Source organism: Streptomyces sp. NPDC025793, from assembly GCF_055558375.1.
Genome location: NZ_JBVHMR010000013.1, coordinates 140,820 through 157,771 on the forward strand (window position 1 = coordinate 140,820; position 16,952 = coordinate 157,771).

Annotated in this window: 14 protein-coding genes; 9 read left to right on the top strand and 5 right to left on the bottom strand. The window is 72.7% G+C overall.

The features are described 5' to 3' along the window. Positions 1-4 precede the first annotated feature (4 nt). The 6 genes from ACZ4MF_RS24675 (at position 5) to ACZ4MF_RS24700 (ending at position 5,128) form a co-directional block, all read left to right on the top strand. Positions 5-946, top strand: coding sequence for a Zn-ribbon domain-containing OB-fold protein (locus ACZ4MF_RS24675; RefSeq protein WP_467494090.1), 942 nt, complete (start codon positions 5-7; stop codon positions 944-946). Further along, on the top strand, positions 943-2,013 hold the full coding sequence (locus tag ACZ4MF_RS24680) for a thiolase domain-containing protein (protein WP_467494091.1): 1,071 nt from the start codon (positions 943-945) through the stop codon (positions 2,011-2,013). The genes ACZ4MF_RS24675 and ACZ4MF_RS24680 overlap by 4 nt, the downstream gene beginning before the upstream one ends. Continuing rightward, positions 2,010-3,176 carry a thiolase domain-containing protein gene (locus tag ACZ4MF_RS24685; protein ID WP_467494092.1) on the top strand — a complete coding sequence of 389 codons (1,167 nt, stop codon included), beginning with the start codon at positions 2,010-2,012 and terminating at the stop codon, positions 3,174-3,176. Before ACZ4MF_RS24680 ends, ACZ4MF_RS24685 begins: the two co-directional genes overlap by 4 nt. Positions 3,177-3,280: 104 nt before the next feature. Continuing rightward, positions 3,281-3,523, top strand: coding sequence for a DUF397 domain-containing protein (locus ACZ4MF_RS24690; protein WP_071385297.1), 243 nt, complete (start codon positions 3,281-3,283; stop codon positions 3,521-3,523). A 122-nt stretch (positions 3,524-3,645) separates the two neighbouring features. Then, positions 3,646-4,548 (top strand): universal stress protein, encoded by a 903-nt coding sequence (locus tag ACZ4MF_RS24695; protein ID WP_467494093.1) that lies wholly within the window; start codon positions 3,646-3,648, stop codon positions 4,546-4,548. Between the two features lie 82 nt (positions 4,549-4,630). Next, entirely contained in the window at positions 4,631-5,128 is a 498-nt protein-coding gene (locus ACZ4MF_RS24700; RefSeq protein WP_467494094.1) for a hypothetical protein, read from the top strand. A gap of 13 nt (positions 5,129-5,141) precedes the next feature. On the opposite strand, the gene ACZ4MF_RS24705 is transcribed toward ACZ4MF_RS24700, so the two are convergent. Both ACZ4MF_RS24705 and ACZ4MF_RS24710 read right to left on the bottom strand, forming a co-directional pair. Continuing rightward, positions 5,142-7,115 (bottom strand): N-acetylmuramoyl-L-alanine amidase, encoded by a 1,974-nt coding sequence (locus ACZ4MF_RS24705; RefSeq protein ID WP_467494095.1) that lies wholly within the window; start codon positions 7,113-7,115, stop codon positions 5,142-5,144. A 270-nt stretch (positions 7,116-7,385) separates the two neighbouring features. Continuing rightward, positions 7,386-8,525 (bottom strand): aminoglycoside phosphotransferase family protein, encoded by a 1,140-nt coding sequence (locus tag ACZ4MF_RS24710; protein ID WP_467494096.1) that lies wholly within the window; start codon positions 8,523-8,525, stop codon positions 7,386-7,388. 282 nt (positions 8,526-8,807) lie between these two features. Between ACZ4MF_RS24710 and ACZ4MF_RS24715 the strand changes: the two genes are divergently transcribed. Further along, complete coding sequence (locus ACZ4MF_RS24715) at positions 8,808-10,298, top strand: DNA-binding protein NsdB (RefSeq protein ID WP_467494097.1); 1,491 nt, start codon at positions 8,808-8,810, stop codon at positions 10,296-10,298. Between the two features lie 80 nt (positions 10,299-10,378). Here the strand turns inward: ACZ4MF_RS24715 and ACZ4MF_RS24720 are convergent, their stop codons facing one another. Then, positions 10,379-11,833: a PP2C family protein-serine/threonine phosphatase gene (locus ACZ4MF_RS24720; RefSeq protein WP_467494098.1), complete on the bottom strand. Its 1,455-nt coding sequence runs from the start codon at positions 11,831-11,833 to the stop codon at positions 10,379-10,381. A 347-nt stretch (positions 11,834-12,180) separates the two neighbouring features. Between ACZ4MF_RS24720 and ssgD the strand changes: the two genes are divergently transcribed. Beyond that, on the top strand, positions 12,181-12,594 hold the full coding sequence (ssgD, locus tag ACZ4MF_RS24725; RefSeq protein ID WP_467494099.1) for a spore wall synthesis regulator SsgD: 414 nt from the start codon (positions 12,181-12,183) through the stop codon (positions 12,592-12,594). A 128-nt stretch (positions 12,595-12,722) separates the two neighbouring features. Beyond that, on the top strand, positions 12,723-14,750 hold the full coding sequence (locus tag ACZ4MF_RS24730; protein WP_467494100.1) for a phosphocholine-specific phospholipase C: 2,028 nt from the start codon (positions 12,723-12,725) through the stop codon (positions 14,748-14,750). Here ACZ4MF_RS24730 and ACZ4MF_RS24735 read toward each other — a convergent pair. Beyond that, entirely contained in the window at positions 14,740-15,774 is a 1,035-nt protein-coding gene (locus ACZ4MF_RS24735) for a Gfo/Idh/MocA family protein (protein ID WP_467494101.1), read from the bottom strand. The two genes, ACZ4MF_RS24730 and ACZ4MF_RS24735, sit on opposite strands and share 11 nt — an antisense overlap. 71 nt (positions 15,775-15,845) lie before the next feature. Then, positions 15,846-16,940, bottom strand: coding sequence for a baeRF3 domain-containing protein (locus ACZ4MF_RS24740; RefSeq protein ID WP_467494102.1), 1,095 nt, complete (start codon positions 16,938-16,940; stop codon positions 15,846-15,848). Positions 16,941-16,952: the final 12 nt, after the last annotated feature.

Sequence of the window (16,952 nt, forward strand, 5' to 3'; positions counted from 1 at the left end):
CACCGTGCCCGAAGTCCTCAAGGCCCCCCTCGTCGTCGAGTTCCCCTTCACCCGCTCCCTCGGCCCCGTCCAGAGCGCCTTCCTCACCGGCCTGCGCGAAGGCGTCGTCCTCGGCGTGCGAACCGCTGACGCACGCGTCCTCGTCCCGCCCGTCGAGTACGACCCGGTCACCGCCGAGGAGATCCGTGACCTTGTCGAGGTAGCCCCGACGGGAACCGTCACCACCTGGGCGTGGAACCACGAACCCCGCCGCGGCCAGCCCCTCGCCACCCCCTTCGCCTGGGTACTCGTCCGGCTCGACGGCGCCGACACCGCCCTCCTGCACGCCCTCGACGCCCCCGGCCCCGACGCCGTGCGCACCGGCATGCGGGTGCGCATCCGCTGGGCCCAGGAGCGCACCGGCGCCATCACCGACATCGCCTGCTTCGAGCCGTACGCCGGAGAGGCCGGGCAACCGAGGGGCCACACCGGCGAGTTCACCGACCCGGTCACCGGGATCGTCACTCCCGCCCGCCTCGACTACACGTACGCGCCCGGCCGCGCCCAGTCCGACTACATCCACGCCCTGTCCGGCCGGCGGACCGTCGGCGAACGCTGCCCCTCCTGCCGCAAGGTGTACGTCCCGCCCCGGGGCGCGTGCCCCACCTGCGGCGTGGCGACGGACGAACACGTCGAGGTCGGGCCGCGCGGCACCGTGACCACCTTCTGCATCGTCAACATCAAGGCGAGGAACCTCGACATCGAGGTCCCCTACGTCTACGCGCACATCGCCCTCGACGGCGCCGACCTCGCCCTGCACGCCCGGATCGGCGGCATCCCCTACGACCAGGTGCGCATGGGCCTGCGCGTCGAACCGGTGTGGACCGAGGGCGCCCGCTACCCCGACCACTACCGGCCCACCGGCGAGCCCGACGCGGACTACGAGACGTACAAGGAGCTGCTGTGACCAGCGAAGAGGCCCGCGCGGGCCGGGACATCGCCGTCGTCGCCTTCGCCCAGACCGACCACCGGCGCTCCACCGAGGAGTCCTCCGAGGTGGAGATGCTCATGCCGGTGCTGCACGAGGTGCTCGCGCGGACCGGCCTGAGGACCGCCGACATCGGCTTCACCTGTTCCGGCTCCAGCGACTACCTCGCCGGCCGCGCCTTCTCCTTCACCATGGCCCTGGACGGCGTCGGCGCCTGGCCGCCCCTCTCCGAGTCGCACGTCGAGATGGACGGCGCCTGGGCCCTGTACGAGGCCTGGACCAAACTGCTCACCGGCGACGCCGACACCGCGCTCGTGTACTCCTACGGCAAGTCCTCACCCGGCTCGGTGCGCGACGTCCTGACCCGGCAGCTGGACCCGTACTACGTCGCCCCCCTGTGGCCCGACTCCGTCGCCCTGGCCGCCCTCCAGACCCAGGCACTCCTGGACGCCGGCCACACCGACGAGCCCGCGCTCGCGGCCGTCGGCGCCCGCAGCCGGGCCGACGCGGCGGCCAACCCGCACGCCCAGCTCCCCGGCCGGACACCGCAAGGGGACTACGTCGTACGGCCGTTGCGCACCGGCGACTGCCCGCCCGTCGGCGACGGCGCCGCCGCCGTGATCCTCGCGGCAGGGGAGCGGGCCCGCGAACTGTGCGCGCGGCCCGCCTGGATCCGGGGCATCGACCACCGCATCGAGGCCCACGGGCTCGGCGTGCGCGACCTCACCGACTCACCGTCCACGCGGCTCGCCGGCGAAAAGGCGGGCGCCTTCGAACGGCCTGTCGACACCGCGGAGCTGCACGCCCCGTTCAGCTCCCAGGAAGTGATCCTGCGCAGGGCGCTGCGCCTCGGCGACGACGTGCGCGTCAACCCCTCCGGCGGGGCGCTCGCCGCCAACCCCGTCATGGCCGCGGGACTCATCCGCATCGGCGAGGCGGCCGCCCGCGTCCACCGCGGCGACTCCGACCGCGCGCTCGCCCACGCCACCTCCGGACCCTGCCTCCAGCAGAACCTGGTCGCCGTACTCGAAGGGGATCCACGATGAGCAAGGAGCCCGTGGCCGTCGTGGGCATCGGCCAGACCAGGCACGTGGCCGCCCGCCGGGACGTGTCGATCGCGGGACTCGTCCGCGAGGCCGCCCGACGCGCCCTGGACGACGCCGAGTTGACCTGGGCCGACGTCGACGCCGTCGTCATCGGCAAGGCACCCGACTTCTTCGAGGGCCTGATGATGCCCGAGCTCTACCTCGCCGACGCGCTGGGCGCCGTGGGCAAGCCGATGCTGCGGGTGCACACGGCCGGTTCGGTCGGCGGATCGACGGCACTGGTCGCCGCCAACCTGGTCGCCGCCCGCGTCCACGGCACCGTGCTGACCCTGGCCTTCGAGAAACAGTCCGAGTCCAACGCCATGTGGGGCCTGTCCCTGCCCGTCCCCTTCCAGCAGCCCCTGCTCGCCGGGGCGGGCGGCTTCTTCGCCCCGCACGTGCGCGCGTACATGCGGCGCAGCGGCGCCCCGGACACCATCGGTGCCCTCGTCGCCTACAAGGACCGGCGCAACGCCCTGAAGAACCCCTACGCCCACCTCCACGAGCACGGCATCACCCTGGAGAAGGTGCTGGCCTCACCCATGCTGTGGGACCCCATCCGCTACTCCGAGACGTGCCCCTCCTCCGACGGCGCCTGCGCCATGGTCCTCACCGACCGCGCCGGAGCCGCCCGCGCGCCCCGGCCGCCTGCCTGGCTGCTCGGCGGCGCCATGCGCAGCGAACCCACCCTGTTCGCAGGCAAGGACTTCGTCTCCCCGCGGGCCGGCCGGGACTGCGCCGCCGACGTCTACCGGCAGGCCGGCATCGCCGACCCGCGCCGGGACATCGACGCCGTCGAGATGTACGTGCCGTTCTCCTGGTACGAACCCATGTGGCTGGAGAACCTGGGCTTCGCCGAGGAGGGCGGCGGCTGGAAGCTCACCGAGTCCGGGGTGACCGAACTCGACGGCGACCTGCCCGTCAACATGTCGGGCGGCGTGCTGTCCGCCAACCCCATCGGCGCCTCCGGCATGATCCGCTTCGCCGAGGCCGCGCTCCAGGTGCGCGGCCGGGCCGGAGAACACCAGGTGGACGGCGCCCGCAAGGTCCTCGGGCACGCCTACGGCGGCGGTTCGCAGTTCTTCTCCATGTGGCTGGTGGGATCCGAGCCGCCCGACGCCTGACCGGCCGGCCGGCGAGCCGCCAAAGTCCTTCCCAGGTGGCCTGTCGGCAGTCGGGACCGGTCGCTAGGCTGAGCCGCGGACGACGAACCGGGAGGAGCACGGACGTGGCCGAGACCACCATCCAGCAGCAGCCGCTCGCGGGCTGGGACAAGCCGGACCTGGACCTCAGCAGCGCCGAATGGCAGTCCAGCAGCCGGGGTCTGGGCGATGTCCAGATCGCGTTTGTCGAGGGCTTCATCGCGATGCGTAACAGCGGTCGCCCGGAGAGCCCCTCCCTGATCTTCACACCCGCCGAATGGGGCGCCTTCGTCTCCGGTGCGCGCGAGGGGGAGTTCGACCTGACCTGAGCCGGGCCCGGAGGCATTCCGGGCGGGATTTCCGGACACGCGACCAGCAGCGCCCCGCCGGGGCCGACCCTGCGTCAGGCTGGCCCCAGCAAGGGGAAGGTCGTGTTCCGGAGGTGAGAACGATGAGCACTGCGCCGGTCATCGCCGCGGTCGACGGTTCGGACGACAGCCTGCGTGCGCTGGACTGGGCCGTCGACGCCGCCCGGCGCCGCGCGGCACCGCTGCGGGTGGTGCACGTACGGCAGTACGCCGCCTGGGGCCAGGCCGACGTGCTGGTCGCCGGTCCGCCCGACGCGGAGGGCGACCCGGTCCTCGACGAGGTCCGCGCCCGGCTCGCGGACAGCGCCGGGAACCTCGCCGTGGAGTACGTCGCCCTGGAAGGCGTGCCGGGCGCGGTGCTGCCCGAACTCGGCACCGACGCCCAGCTGTTGGTTCTCGGCTCCCGGGGCCGCGGCGGCTTCGCCAGCCTGCTGCTCGGCTCCAACGGCCTCGCCGCCGCACGGGACTCCGAGTGCCCGGTGGTCGTCGTACCCCGCCCCGGCCGGGAGGTCCACGGCGAGGGCCCGGCCGAACCCGGGCCGCGCGTGGTCGTGGGCCTGCACGTCGACAGCCCCGACGACCGCACACTCGCGTTCGCCTTCGCCGAGGCCGCCCTGCGCGCGGCCCGCGTCCAGGTGATCACCGCCTACCCGTGGCCGGTGCAGACGTGGACCGCGCCCGGACAGCTGGTGCCGCCCGCGATCGACCAGGACGCCGTCGAGAGCGAGACCCGCACGCTCGCCGAGGGCTTCCTCGCCCCGCACCACGGGCGGCACCCCGAGGTCCGCGTCGCCACCGAGGCGCTGCCCGGCGACGCGGCCGGCCACCTCGTCGCCGCCTCCAGGGACGCCGCCCTGGTGGTGGTCGGCCGCCACCGCCGCCGCCTGCTCGCGCCCGCGCGCATGATGGGCTCGGTCACCCAGGCGGTCCTGCTCCACGCGGCCAGCCCGATCGCGGTCGTACCGCCGGGGCCGCCGCAGGAGTGAGGCGCGCCATCGCGTCCTGGGGGACCTGCCGGCACCCGGTGCCCAGGTCACCCCCTGCGGCCCGGGCACGTACCATGGCCGCATGTCGTTCCTCCGCCGCCGCAGCGCCACTCCTGCCGGACCCGACTTCGACGTGCTGGCCATGGACCCGGGCGACTGGCCGGGCAATCTCGGCGCGGGTCTGCTGCCCGCCCCCGACGGCACCTGCCAGGGTGTCTTCCTGCGCTACGACCTCTTCGGCGGCCGCGGCCCCGCGATGATCATCGGTAACCTCCCCGAGGGCTCCCCGGCCCGCGAGGTCGCCGAGGACGAGATCCCCTTCGAGGTGGGCCAGCTGCTGCTCGCGCTGGACAACGACGAGGACGTCAGCGTCGTCGGCACCGAGGACACCCCCGTCCTCCAGGGCGACAACCTCCTCATCGTGCGGCGGCTGAAGCTCTCCGAGAGCCGGATCTCCTGCGTCCAGTTCGACCGCAGCGACGGCGTGCTCGTGACCATCGCCGCCTGGGACCGCCCCATCACGGACGACCTGTACGCCCTGCTGAAGCCGCTCCCGGCGGAGCTTTTCCAGCAGGGCTGAGGCACCGCGGCCCCTAGTGGGCCGAGCCCTCCAGGGTGACGTCCGCGGCACGGACGTAGCCGACCCGGTGGCCGTACTGGATCTCGTAGTACAGGTCCTTGCCCACCACGACCCGGTGCGCGTCGGTGGTGAAGGTGACCGAGTAGTCGTACTCGCCCGGTACCGCGTCACCGGCCACGTACCGCTGCCCGGCCGGAATCGTGTACGGCAGGGGTACGACCGACTGGACGGGGACGCCCGTCGGATAGGCCTCCTTCTCCGGGTAGGCGCGGCCGTACACCGGGACGCTTGCGAGCCCCTTCTTCGGCGTCACCAGCAGGGCCTTGGCCGGGACCGCCGTCGGCGCCTGCGGCGGGTTGCGGAACCAGGCCTTCTGGCCCAGGTACCAGATCGCCGTCCAGTCGCCCCAGCGGCCCGCGACCGCGTACTGCTGGCCGGTGGAGACCCGCGAGGACACGTCGTTGACATCGATGGTCGGGTCCTTGCCCAGGCCGATGTCCTTGATCAGCGGGGCGCCGGTGTCGTGGTCCGCGTACAGCCGCACCTCGCCGGAGCCGTGCGCGGCACAGGGCTCGCCCGACGCGGTGCAGCCCGTGTACTCCGGCTGGTTCACCGCGTACTCCGGCAGGATGGTCACCACGCCCGACTTCCTGCCCGCGGTGCGCTTGAAGGGGTGGCCCAGCAGTTCGAAGTAGTGCCGCCAGTCCCAGTACGGACCCGGGTCCGTGTGCATACCGGGGATGGTGGACGTGGTCGGGCCGGGCACGTTCTCGTGACCCAGGATGTGCTCGCGGTCCAGCGGGATGCCGTACGTGCGGGCCAGGTATTTCACCAGCCTGGCCGAGGAGCGGTACATCGCCTCCGTGTACCAGGCGTCCGGATCGGCGAGGAAACCCTCGTGCTCGATGCCGATCGAGGCGGCGTTGATGTACCAGTTGCCCGCGTGCCACGCCACGTCCTTCGCCTTCACATGCTGGGCGATCAGACCGTCGGTGGAGCGGACCGTGTAGTTCCACGACACATAGGTCGGGTCCTGGATCAGGTTCAGCACCCCGTTCCAGGTGCCCTCCGTGTCATGGATGACGATGTACCGGATGCGCTGCGACACCGGCCGGTCGCCGAGGTCGTGGTTGCCGTAGTCGTTGTTGCCGAACTGGGCGTACGGCGCCCAGACCGCCTCGCAGGACACCGACTTCGGGCACTCGACGCCGTCCGTGGGCAGCGTGCGCAGGCCGGCCCGCTTCAGCTGGGCGGTGTCGGCGGACAGCCGCGGCTCGGCCGCCAGCACGACCTGCTGACCGTCGTCCGTGGTGCGCTCCTCGCCCGAACGCAGCACGTCGTACACGTCGTTGGCGTACGCCGCCGCGGTCGCCGTGTCGTCCGCGCCGGAGAAGCGGGCCACCGCGGCGTACCAGTCGGCCGGGTCGGTGCTCAGCGGTTCGCCGAGCTGCTTCTGCGCGGCGGCGAGCAGCGCGGCCCCGCCGGCCACGTTCGCCGCCGGGTCGGTGCGCAGCTCCTCGGCGGACCGGCCCGTCAGCTGCGCCGCCTTCGGCAGCGTCTTCAGCCGGGCCGGGACCTGCGACGCGGCCGGCACCTTGACGGCGGGACGGACGGCCGGGCGGGATCCGTCGCCGCGGGCGTCCTCCGCGCCCTCGGCGTGGTGCTCCGTGGTGGCCAACGCGGTCCGGGTGTCGGTCAGGTGCATGGGGCCGTAGCCGCCGGTCACGCTCGGCGCGCCGCCGTGCCAGTCCCAGCGGGACTGGAGGTAGGAGACGCCCAGCAGAACGCTCTGCGGCACGTGGTACTCGGCCGCGGCGCCGGCGAAGGCCTGCTGCAGCCGGTCCGCGGACGAGCCGGAGGCGGTGCTCTGCGCGGGGGCCGCGCCGAGCAGCGGCAGCAGCAGCGCCGCCGAGGCGAGCGGAACGGCAGCCCGCCGTAGATGTCTGTGGCCGGGAGTGGACAGGGAATCGGTGGCGGAACCTCGCAATGCGGCCTCCTGTGACAGGCGGGCGTGCAGGGTCGTACGGCGCCGGGCTCGGTCAGTGGTATCGGCTTGCCGACGATCCGTCAATGATGCATTCGGGCCGTTGATTTCCCCTGCCACGAGGGGGTTTCGGCGAGTTTCGCCACGGCGGGGCACGGGCCTGCGGGGCGTCACTGGCATACACCAGTGGTGGCCCGTGGCGGATGGTGCGCCCGGACGCACGAAGGTCCGCGGTGCGCCGCCGCTCTGGCGCACCGCGGACCTTCGTGCCCGTCAGCGAGTGCCGACCGCCGCTCGGACGGCCTTGCGGGCCAGCTGACAGTCGTCGTGCAGCCGCCGGAGCAGCAGCCGCTGTTCCTCGCCGGACGGCGCGGCACCCGGCTGGGCCGGGGCCGCCGGAGCGGTGTCCTGCATCGAGCGCTGCACCGCGGTCTCGTACGTCCGGATCTCCCGGGTGAGCAGCAGCATCAGGTTCACCAGGAAGGCGTCCCGGGAGGCCGGGCCCGCCGACTGGGCGATCTGGCTGATCTGCCGCCGGGCCACCGGCGCGTCCCCGAGGACCAGCCACAGCGTCGCCAGGTCGTACCCCGGCAGATACCAGCCCGCGTGCTCCCAGTCCACCAGCACTGGACCGGCCGGTGACAGCAGGATGTTCGACAGCAGGGCGTCGCCGTGGTTGAACTGGAGCATGCCGTGCCGGCCGACCTCGTGGGCGATGCCGTGCAGCAGCTTCTGGAGGTCGCCGAGGTCCCGGTCGGTGAGCAGGCCCAGCTCGTGGAACCGGGCGATCCGGGCGCCGTACTCCAGCGGCTTGTCGAACGTACCCGCGGGGGGCCGCCAGGCGTTCACCCGGCAGATCGCGCCCAGCGCGGCCCGGATGTCCGGGCGGGGCGGCGCCTCCACCGGATGCCGCTGGAGCGCCGCCACCCGGCCCGGCATCCGCTCGATCACCAGGGTGCAGTTGTCCGGATCCGCCGCGATCAGCCGGGGCACACGGACCGGGGGCCGGTGCCGGACGAACGAGCGGTATGCGGCTATTTCATGACGGATCCGATCGGCCCAGGCGGGTGAGCGGTCCAGCAGGCACTTGGCCACGGCCGTACTGCGCCCGGTCGTCCCGACGATCAGGACGGACCGCCCGCTGCGCCGCAGCACCTGCACCGGAGCGAACTCCGGGCAGATCCGGTGCACCGAGGCGATCGCGGCGCGCAGCTGGGTCCCCTGGGGACCGGACAAGTCGAGTCTCCCGCTGAGCGGTGGCGTACCGGGCTGCCCCGGCACGCGCCGCAGCCGGCCCGCGACCGGGACGGGTCCGCCCGGACGCGCCACCGGGTCGAGGTACGGCCCGCCGCCCGCCGGGCGGGAGCGCAGCGGCCGGGGCGGGGCGGACACGGAGGACGATGCTGCGTACATGGGAGAAACAGATCCCTTCGTGTGCCTGCGGTGCCTGCCTGTGCAAGTCCTTGCGCGCAACCCGGCCCGATCGCCCGAGGCACCCTGGGGAATGCCCCTGTCATATCGACGTCCGTCGGCTCTCGCCGACTTGGGGTGACCGGGTCGGGGTGGCGCATTCCTACCTGACACCCGATGGGCAGTGGCACACCATCTGGCGCACCCTGGCGAACCGTGGCGAATAGTCGCTCGGCAACCTCCACCGGGCTACTGTCAAGTCAGCCGAGAACCTGGGGGCTTGAAGTGAGCGGACAACCCAACACCCGCCTTTCGGACCTGTTCGGCCTGGCCGGCTGGTCCAAGGGCGAACTCGCGAGGCTGGTCAACAAGCAGGCGGCGGCCATGGGCCACCCCCAGTTGTCGACCGACACCTCCCGGGTGCGGCGTTGGATCGACATGGGAGAGATCCCGCGCGATCCGGTGCCGCGGGTGCTGGCGGCCCTGTTCACCGAGCGTCTCGGCCGTGTCGTGACCATCGAGGACCTCGGTCTGGTGCGGCACGGGCGTAACGGGAAACGGCAGGACGGCGGGATCGAGGAACATCCCGACGGCGTGCCGTGGGCGCCCGAACGCACGGCCGCGGTCCTCACCGAATTCACGGGAATGGACCTCATGCTCAACCGACGCGGCTTGGTGGGCGCGGGTGCCGCGCTCGCCGCGGGATCCACACTCAGCAGCGCCATGCACGACTGGCTGCACACCGACCCGGCCCTGAAGGCCGACGCCCCCGTCCTCGACGACCCCCTGCACGCCGACCCCGCTGGGTTCGACCGCTACGAGGCCGCCCCCATCGGATCGCAGGAGGTGGAGGAGCTGGAGCGCTCGGTCGAGGTGTTCCGTGCCTGGGACGCGGCCCGCGGCGGCGGGCTTCAGCGCAAGGCGGTCGTGGGCCAGCTCAACGAGGTGGGCGGCATGCTCGCCTACCACCATCCACCCCATCTCCAGCGCCGCCTGTGGGGCGTCGCGGCCAACCTCGCCGTCCTCGCGGGCTGGATGTCGCACGACGTCGGTCTGGAGCCCACGGCGCAGAAGTACTTCGTCATCGCCGCCCATGCCGCCCGCGAGGGCGGCGACCGCCCCCGTGCGGGGGAGGCCCTGTCCCGGGCGGCCCGGCAGATGGTGCACCTGGGCCGGCCCGACGACGCCCTGGACCTGATGAAGCTCGCCCAGACCGGCTCCGGAGACCGCCTCCAGCCGCGTACGAAGGCGATGTTCCACACCATCGAGGCCTGGGCGCAGGCCTCGATGGGCAAGGGCCAGGCGATGCGCCGCACGCTCGGTCAGGCGGAGGACCTCTTCGTCGCCGACCGGCACGACGTGGAAACGCCGGACTGGATGCAGACCTTCAAGGACGAGGACCTGTACGGCATGCAGGCCCTCGCCTACCGCACGCTGGCGGACTTCGACCCGAGTGCGGCCGCGCACGCCCAGTACTACGCGGAGAAGGCGCTCGCCCTGCGCGTCGACGGGCGGGAGCGGTCGAAGATCTTCGACCATCTCTCCATGGCGTCGGCCTGCTTCATCGCCGACGACCCGGAACAGGCCGACCGCTTCGCCCGGCTGGCCCTGATGTCGATGGGGTCGAACTCCTCGCGTCGCACCTGGGACCGGCTGCGCCAGATGTACCAGCTCACCGCCCAGTACGCCGAGTACCCGAAGATCCACCAACTGCGGGAGGAGATCAGGAGCGCCCTGCCCAGGCCGAGGGCCAAGGGCAGCAGCGCCGAGGCGTGAGCGCACGGGCGCAGGGGCCCGCGTGCTCAGTTCCCTTACCGGTTACAGCGGTTGTACCGGTTGGTTCGACATACCCGGGTTCACGCGGTGATTCTGGCGACGAGCACGCACGCGTCGTCCTCGCGCCCGGCTCCGCCGAACTCCTCGACCACCGTCCGCACACAGTCCTGCGCGGTGCACGCCGCGGCGAACCGTGGGCCGAGGTCGAGCAGCCGGTCCACGGCCGCCGTCGTGGTCTGCCCGGGTACCAGCCCGTCGGTGTGCAGCAGCAGGACGTCGCCCGGCCGGAGAGCCTCCTCGGCCTGCCCGTAGACGGCACCCGAGGTCGCGCCGAGCAGCACGCCGTCCGGCGCGGTCAGCATCCGCCCCGTCCCGCCGCGGTACAGCAGCGGGGCGGGGTGTCCTGCCTGTGCCCAGACCAGGGTGCGGGTCTTCGGCCGGTAGCGGCAGCAGACGGCGCTGCCCAGGACGGGCTGCACGGTGGCGTCCAGTAACTGGTTGAGCAGGCCGAGGAGTTCACCCGGACCGGTGCCGGCCAGCGCCATGCCGCGCACGGCGCCGAGCAGCATCGCCATGCCCGAGGCGACGGCGACCCCGTGTCCGGTGAGGTCGCCGACGCTGAGCAGGGTCTCGCCGCCGGGCAGGTTCAGCGCGTCGTACCAGTCGGCGCCGATCAGGGTGCTCGCCGCCGCGGGGAGGCGCTGGGCGGCGAGGTCGAGAGGGCTCGGTCCCGGGGGCGGGAGCCGCAGGGAGCTGAGCGAGGGCGGCAGCACGGCCTGTTGCACCTCGGCGGCGATCCGGTGCTCGGTCTGTTCCTGCCTGCGGCGACGGTGCAGCGAGTCACGGGTCTCGCGCACCGTCCGCTGGGTGCGGCGCAGTTCGCTGACGTCGCGCAGCACGGCCCACATCGAGGCGGTGCCGCCGTCGGCGCCGAGCACGGGCTCGCCCATCATGTGCACCGTGCGTTCCGAGCCGTCGGGCCGGGCGATGCGGAACTCGCCGTCGATCGGCCTGCCGTCGACCAGGCAGCCCGTCACCATCCCGGTCAGCTTCGGCCGGTCCTCCTCCAGGACCAGCGAGGGCAGCTCGTCCAGGGTGAGGGCGGGGTCGGCCGGGTCGCGGCCGAGGATCTGGTAGAGCTCGCCGGACCAGGTCGCCTCGTCGGTCAGCAGGTTCCACTCCGCGCTGCCGACCCGGCTGAGCAGCGAGCCGTGCGGGAGGTCGGACGGGGCCGTGCGCGGCCCGGACTCTGCGCCGGGCCGGGCCGGGCCGGGCTCGGCGGAAGCGGACGGCGTGGGGTCCGGACCGTCCCGGAGCTGCGCCAAGTGGGTGTCCAGGTCGTCCAGTTGGTGCAGGGCGAGGTCGTACAGGGCGCGCTGCCAGCGTTCCTCGGGGTCCGCGCCGTCGATCCGGGTGTCCCGCCGTACGGCGTCCACGTCGCCCTTGAGCCGCCGCGTCTGCGTGATCAGCGCCTCGACCGAGCCGCGCCCGGAGGGCTGGGCGGCTGGGCGGCCCGCGGAGACTGGGGACGGCATGACGCACTCCGAAGGGGGACGATACGGCCAGGGCAGGACGGGGGACCGTTACGACTGTTGCACAGCCCGCGACGCCCTGTAAGGGATTTGGCAACACACGATACGGTGGTGCTTCCGGCATATGCCAGAGTCTTCCCGGAGTGATTCGCGGGCACGAATGACGTACGCGTCGGGCAGGGCAAGTCGTAGGAGTGCTACGAGAGTTGACCCGTGTGAGCGATCTTCGTGTCGCGCTCACGCGTGTGTTCGACGCTCGCGTGTTCGCCTGCCTGTCGAGCGGCCTGTACCCATCGAACTCTGACCGGATTTGGCGGCATGCGAAGGGCCCCCGCGCACTCCATATAAACATGGAGACCACTGTCGAACAGCCCGTGCTCGCCCGGCTCGTCACGGCCGAGGATCAGGAGATCCCGGTGTCGGCCACCCTGCGGTACACCGCCGACGATCCGCTGGCCGTCTTCGTCGACTTCCCCGCCGAGGCGTCCCTGGAGGGCGAGGACGTCACCTGGACCTTCGCGCGCTCCCTGCTCGACGACGGGCTGCGCGCCCCGGCCGGTCACGGGGACGTACAGATCTGGCCGTACGGCCGCACCCGGACGGTGCTGGAGTTCCACTCGCCCCACGGGATGGCCCTGCTCCAGTTCCAGACCCCGGCCCTGCGCCGGTTCCTGTTGCGGACCTACGCGGCGGTGCCGCCCGGGCAGGAGGACGTGGCGCGGGTGGTGGAACGGGGACTGAGTGCTCTGTTCGGCGGGGTGTGAGCGACGCCCAGGTCTTTTGACTTTTGTTCACCTCCGCCTCACCGCACGGGTATGGACCCTGACGATCACCCCGTGCACCCTGTCGCGCGGTGTGCCGCACGGGCGCACCGGTGACGAGGACGGGGCGAATGACACCGATCAGCCGCAGAGGCTTCGTGGGACTGGGCGCGTCCGTCGCGGCGGGTGTGGCGCTGGGCGCCGGCACCGCCCGTACGGCGTCGGCCGCAGCGGCCACGGCGTCGGGCACGATCAAGGACGTACAGCACGTGGTGATCCTCATGCAGGAGAACCGCAGCTTCGACCACTACTTCGGCCGTCTCAAGGGCGTGCGCGGCTTCGACGACCGCAGCGGCATCACCCTCGGCGGCGGATACCCGGTCTTCAACCAGCCGAACGGGCTGGGCCGGCAGTACCCGTGGAAGCTGAGCGCGACCCCGTCCGCCGGCGGCAAGGACGGCGAGACGCTGGCCCAGTGCAACGGCGACCTGCCGCACTCGTGGTCCTCGCAGCACTCCGCCTGGAACAAGGGCCGGATGGACAACTGGGTCGCGGGCGTCGGCAACGTCCGCTCGCTCGGCTACCTGGACCGCTCCGACATCCCGTTCCACTACGCGCTCGCGGACAACTACACCATCTGCGACGCCTACTTCTGCTCCACTCTCAGCGCCACCGGCCCCAACCGCACCTTCCTGTGGAGCGGCAAGGTCGACTCCTCCTCCTACGACGGCGGCGACGAGTCCGGCCTGACCTGGCAGACCTACGCCGAGGCGCTCCAGGCCGCCGGGGTGTCCTGGAAGGTCTACCAGAACGCGGCCGACAACTACGGGGACAACGGCTGCGCCTACTTCAAGAACTTCGCGAACGCCAAGGCCGGCGACCCGCTGTACGACCGGGGCATGTCCTCGGTGCCGAGCGTGACCGGCTCGACCCCGGACGACATCGCCGCCGCGATCAAGGCCGACGTCGTCGCGGGCACCCTCCCCCAGGTCTCCTGGGTCGTCCCCAACCAGGGCTTCTCCGAGCACCCCTACGCCCCGCCCGGCGACGGCGCGCACTTCGTCAACCTCGTCTACCAGGCCCTCGCCGCCGACCCGGACGTCTTCGACTCGACCGTGCTGTTCCTCAACTACGACGAGAACGACGGCTACTTCGACCACGTGCCCCCGCCGGCGCCGCCCGCCGGCACGGCCGGGGAGTTCCTGAACGGCGTGCCCTACGGCTTCGGCTTCCGGGTGCCGATGATCGTCGTCTCGCCCTGGACGCGCGGCGGCTGGGTCTCCTCGGAGGTCTTCGAGCACACCTCGGTGCTGCGCTTCCTGGAGACCTGGACGACCGCGCTCGGCACGCCCGTGCGGTGCGCCAACATCAGCGACTGGCGGCGACAGGTCAGCGGCGACCTCACCGGCGTCTTCGACTTCGCCAACCCGGTCCACGGCGCGGTCTCGCTGCCCGCGACCGGCGTCATCGGCATCAACACCTGCGGCCCGCTGCCCAATCCGGTGCCGACGGACAACGCCCTGCCCGCCCAGGAGCCCGGCACCCGGCCCGCCCGCGCGCTGCCGTACCAGCCGAACGGCTACCTGGACCACCTGGAGTTCGACGCGGCAGGCAAGACCCTCGCCTGGTTCACCATGACCAACCAGGGCACCCCGGCCTCCCGCGCCGCCCACTTCTCCATCCACCCGAACGCCTACCGCGACACCACGCCGTACCCGTACACGGTGGACGCGGGCGGCACCGCCTCCGACTTCTTCAACATCGGGACCGGCTTCGGGGGCGGACAGTACGACCTGACCATGGTCGGCCCCAACCGCTTCCTGCGCCGCTTCCAGGGGGACGCCACGAAGGCGGGCAAGTCGGCCGAGGTGCGCGCCCGTTACGCCGTCGAGCCCGGCACCGGCAAGCTCGCGCTCTACATCAGGATGACCAACTCCGGGTCGTCGTCGGTGACGTTCACCATCACCTCGGGCCACTACCGCGGCGACGGCCCCTGGACCTACACCGTCGCCGCGGGCGCCTCGACGGAGGACTTCTTCAACGCCGTCGCGTACCAGAACGGCTGGTACGACTTCACGGTGGCCGTCGACTCCGACGCGACCTGGTCGCGCCGGCTCACCGGGCACCTGGAGACGGGCGCCGCGAGCGTCAGCGGCTGACCCCGGCGCAGACGTCGTACAGCTCCGGGCGCGGGGCGAGGCCGACGGCCACCCGGCCGCCGTGCTCCAGCGCCCGGACCCCCGCCTCGGCGACGGCGGAGGCCGCGTAGCCGTCCCAGGCGCTCGCGCCGGTGACCTCGCCGCGCCGGGTGGCGTCGACCCATGCCTGCACCTCGCGGTCGTAGGCGGCGGCGAAGCGCACGAGGTAGTCCCGCGCCACCTCCTCGCGGGCCGCGCCGCCGGTGGTGACCACCATGGTGTGCTCGTCGCCGATCCGGGCGCTGCCCTTCTCGCACACGGCCTCGCAGCGCACCTGGTAGCCGAAGCCGCAGTTCACGAACACCTCGACGTCCACCAGCGCGCCCCGGTCGGTCTCGAACAGCACGAACTGGGGGTCGAGCAGGCCGGCCGGGGCACCCGAGGAGGGCGTGGGGCGCAGCACGGTCACCGCCGTCAGCTCCTGCCCGAGCAGCCAGCGGGCCGCGTCGATCTCGTGCGAGACCGAGCTGTCGACCAGCATCGCGCTGGTGAAGCCGGGCGGTGAGGAGACATTGCGGTGGGTGCAGTGGAGCATCAGCGGCCGGCCGAGGCTGCCGCCGTCCAGCAGCGTCTTCAGCCGCCGGTACTCGGCGTCGTGGCGGCGCATGAAGCCGATCTGCGCGAGCCGGCGGCCCAGCCGGGCCTCGGCCTCCACGATCCGCAGCGCCCCGGTGGCGTCCGGGACCATGGGCTTCTCGCACAGCACCGGCAGGCCCCGGGCGAACGCGGCGAGCAGCGCCTCCTCGTGCGCCGGGCCGGGTGAGGCGATGAGCACGGCGGCGACACCGGGCGCGTCGAGCGCGGCCTCGGCGTCCGTGTGCACGCTGACTCCGGCGAGGCCGGCCACCGCCTCCTTCGCCCGCTCGCCGTCCGGGTCGGCCACGGCCGCGACCCTGGCACCGCTCACCACCTGATCGAGCCGTCGTATGTGATCGGCCCCCATGTGCCCCGCACCCAGTACCGCCACACCCAGCAGGTCACCCATGCGCGCGCTCCCTTACACCGACGATCACGCCGTAGCGTACGCCGCGCGGGGAGCGCCGCCGGGGGAGTGGTTCAGTACCGCAGCACGCCCGCGATCCCGTCGGCGTCGCCCAGGGCGCCGTCGGGTACGAAGCGGACGTCGGCGCCGGTCTCCAGGCACTGCTCGACGATCTCGTCGACGATGTCCTCGCGGGCCTCCAGGTCGCCGGACACGGCCGGCACCAGATGGTCGCCGAGGTCGTTGACGGTCGCCCGGAAGTTCTCCTCGACGGCGAGCAGCCGCACCCGGCCCTCGCGGGCGCTCTGCCACAGCTCGTCCAGACCGGCCGCGTAGGTCTTGTGACCGCGTGCCGCGGTCAGCTCGCCCATGACGGACGTGGTGTCCCTGCGGGCCTCGGCCTCCAGCACCGGCCGCAGCGCCTGCCACACGGCCTCCGGACCGGCGTGCGCGAGGCCGCCGTGCGGGACCTGGACGGCGTTCCCGGCCACGCTGCCCGCCTCGTCCAGCAGGGACAGCGCCGCCTGCTCGCCGGTGACGTACAGGGGCCGGGGCTGCTCGCGCAGGAGCGCGGCCATGGCGATGTCGGCGTCGCGCAGGAACTGGCGGGTGGACTCGTCGCGGTACGCGCTCGGCGTGTCGCCGATCTGCTCCTGGCGCTCCGGGTCGAAGTTCCGCTCCGGGCGCTGCAGCGGGAAGCCGCCGGAGTCGTCGGCCACCACGCGGCCCTCGCCGCCGCTCCACAGGCTGACGCGGTCCGCGGAGACCGACAGCACCCAGAACGGCCGCTCGGCCGCCTGTGCGGCGACCAGGTTGCGGGTGAGGAAGGTGTCCGAGAGCACCACCCGCTCGGGGACGGTGCGGGCCAGGGACCACACCTGGTGCTCGCCGGGGGCGGCGAAGATCACCAGGCCGTCCTCGGCGTGCGCGAGGTCGACCTCGGACAGGGCCCGGTCGAGCTGGGCCTCGACGTCGTTGCGTCGTTCACGGGTGACGGCGGGGTCGGCCTCCAGGCGTTTGCGCGCCTCGGTGAGGACATTGCGCAGCCGGACGGGATCCTGCCCGTTGTCCGGTTCGCGGCGGTGTGTCGGGGTCAGCACGGACACCGCCGGGTAGGGACGCGGGCGCCGCAGTTCGGCCAGGGTCGCGGGACTCAGTGCGTGCTCCATGACAGCACGATA

Bases quoted from the DNA above. Each gene is read 5' to 3' on its own strand.
- ACZ4MF_RS24685 (WP_467494092.1), top strand. From the start codon at position 2,010: ATGAGCAAGGAGCCCGTGGCCGTCGTGGGCATCGGCCAGACCAGGCAC.
- ACZ4MF_RS24695 (WP_467494093.1), top strand. From the start codon at position 3,646: ATGAGCACTGCGCCGGTCATCGCCGCGGTCGACGGTTCGGACGACAGC.
- ACZ4MF_RS24700 (WP_467494094.1), top strand. From the start codon at position 4,631: ATGTCGTTCCTCCGCCGCCGCAGCGCCACTCCTGCCGGACCCGACTTC.
- ACZ4MF_RS24710 (WP_467494096.1), bottom strand. From the start codon at position 8,525: ATGTACGCAGCATCGTCCTCCGTGTCCGCCCCGCCCCGGCCGCTGCGC.
- ACZ4MF_RS24720 (WP_467494098.1), bottom strand. From the start codon at position 11,833: ATGCCGTCCCCAGTCTCCGCGGGCCGCCCAGCCGCCCAGCCCTCCGGG.
- ssgD (WP_467494099.1), top strand. From the start codon at position 12,181: ATGGAGACCACTGTCGAACAGCCCGTGCTCGCCCGGCTCGTCACGGCC.
- ACZ4MF_RS24730 (WP_467494100.1), top strand. From the start codon at position 12,723: ATGACACCGATCAGCCGCAGAGGCTTCGTGGGACTGGGCGCGTCCGTC.
- ACZ4MF_RS24735 (WP_467494101.1), bottom strand. From the start codon at position 15,774: ATGGGTGACCTGCTGGGTGTGGCGGTACTGGGTGCGGGGCACATGGGG.
- ACZ4MF_RS24740 (WP_467494102.1), bottom strand. From the start codon at position 16,940: ATGGAGCACGCACTGAGTCCCGCGACCCTGGCCGAACTGCGGCGCCCG.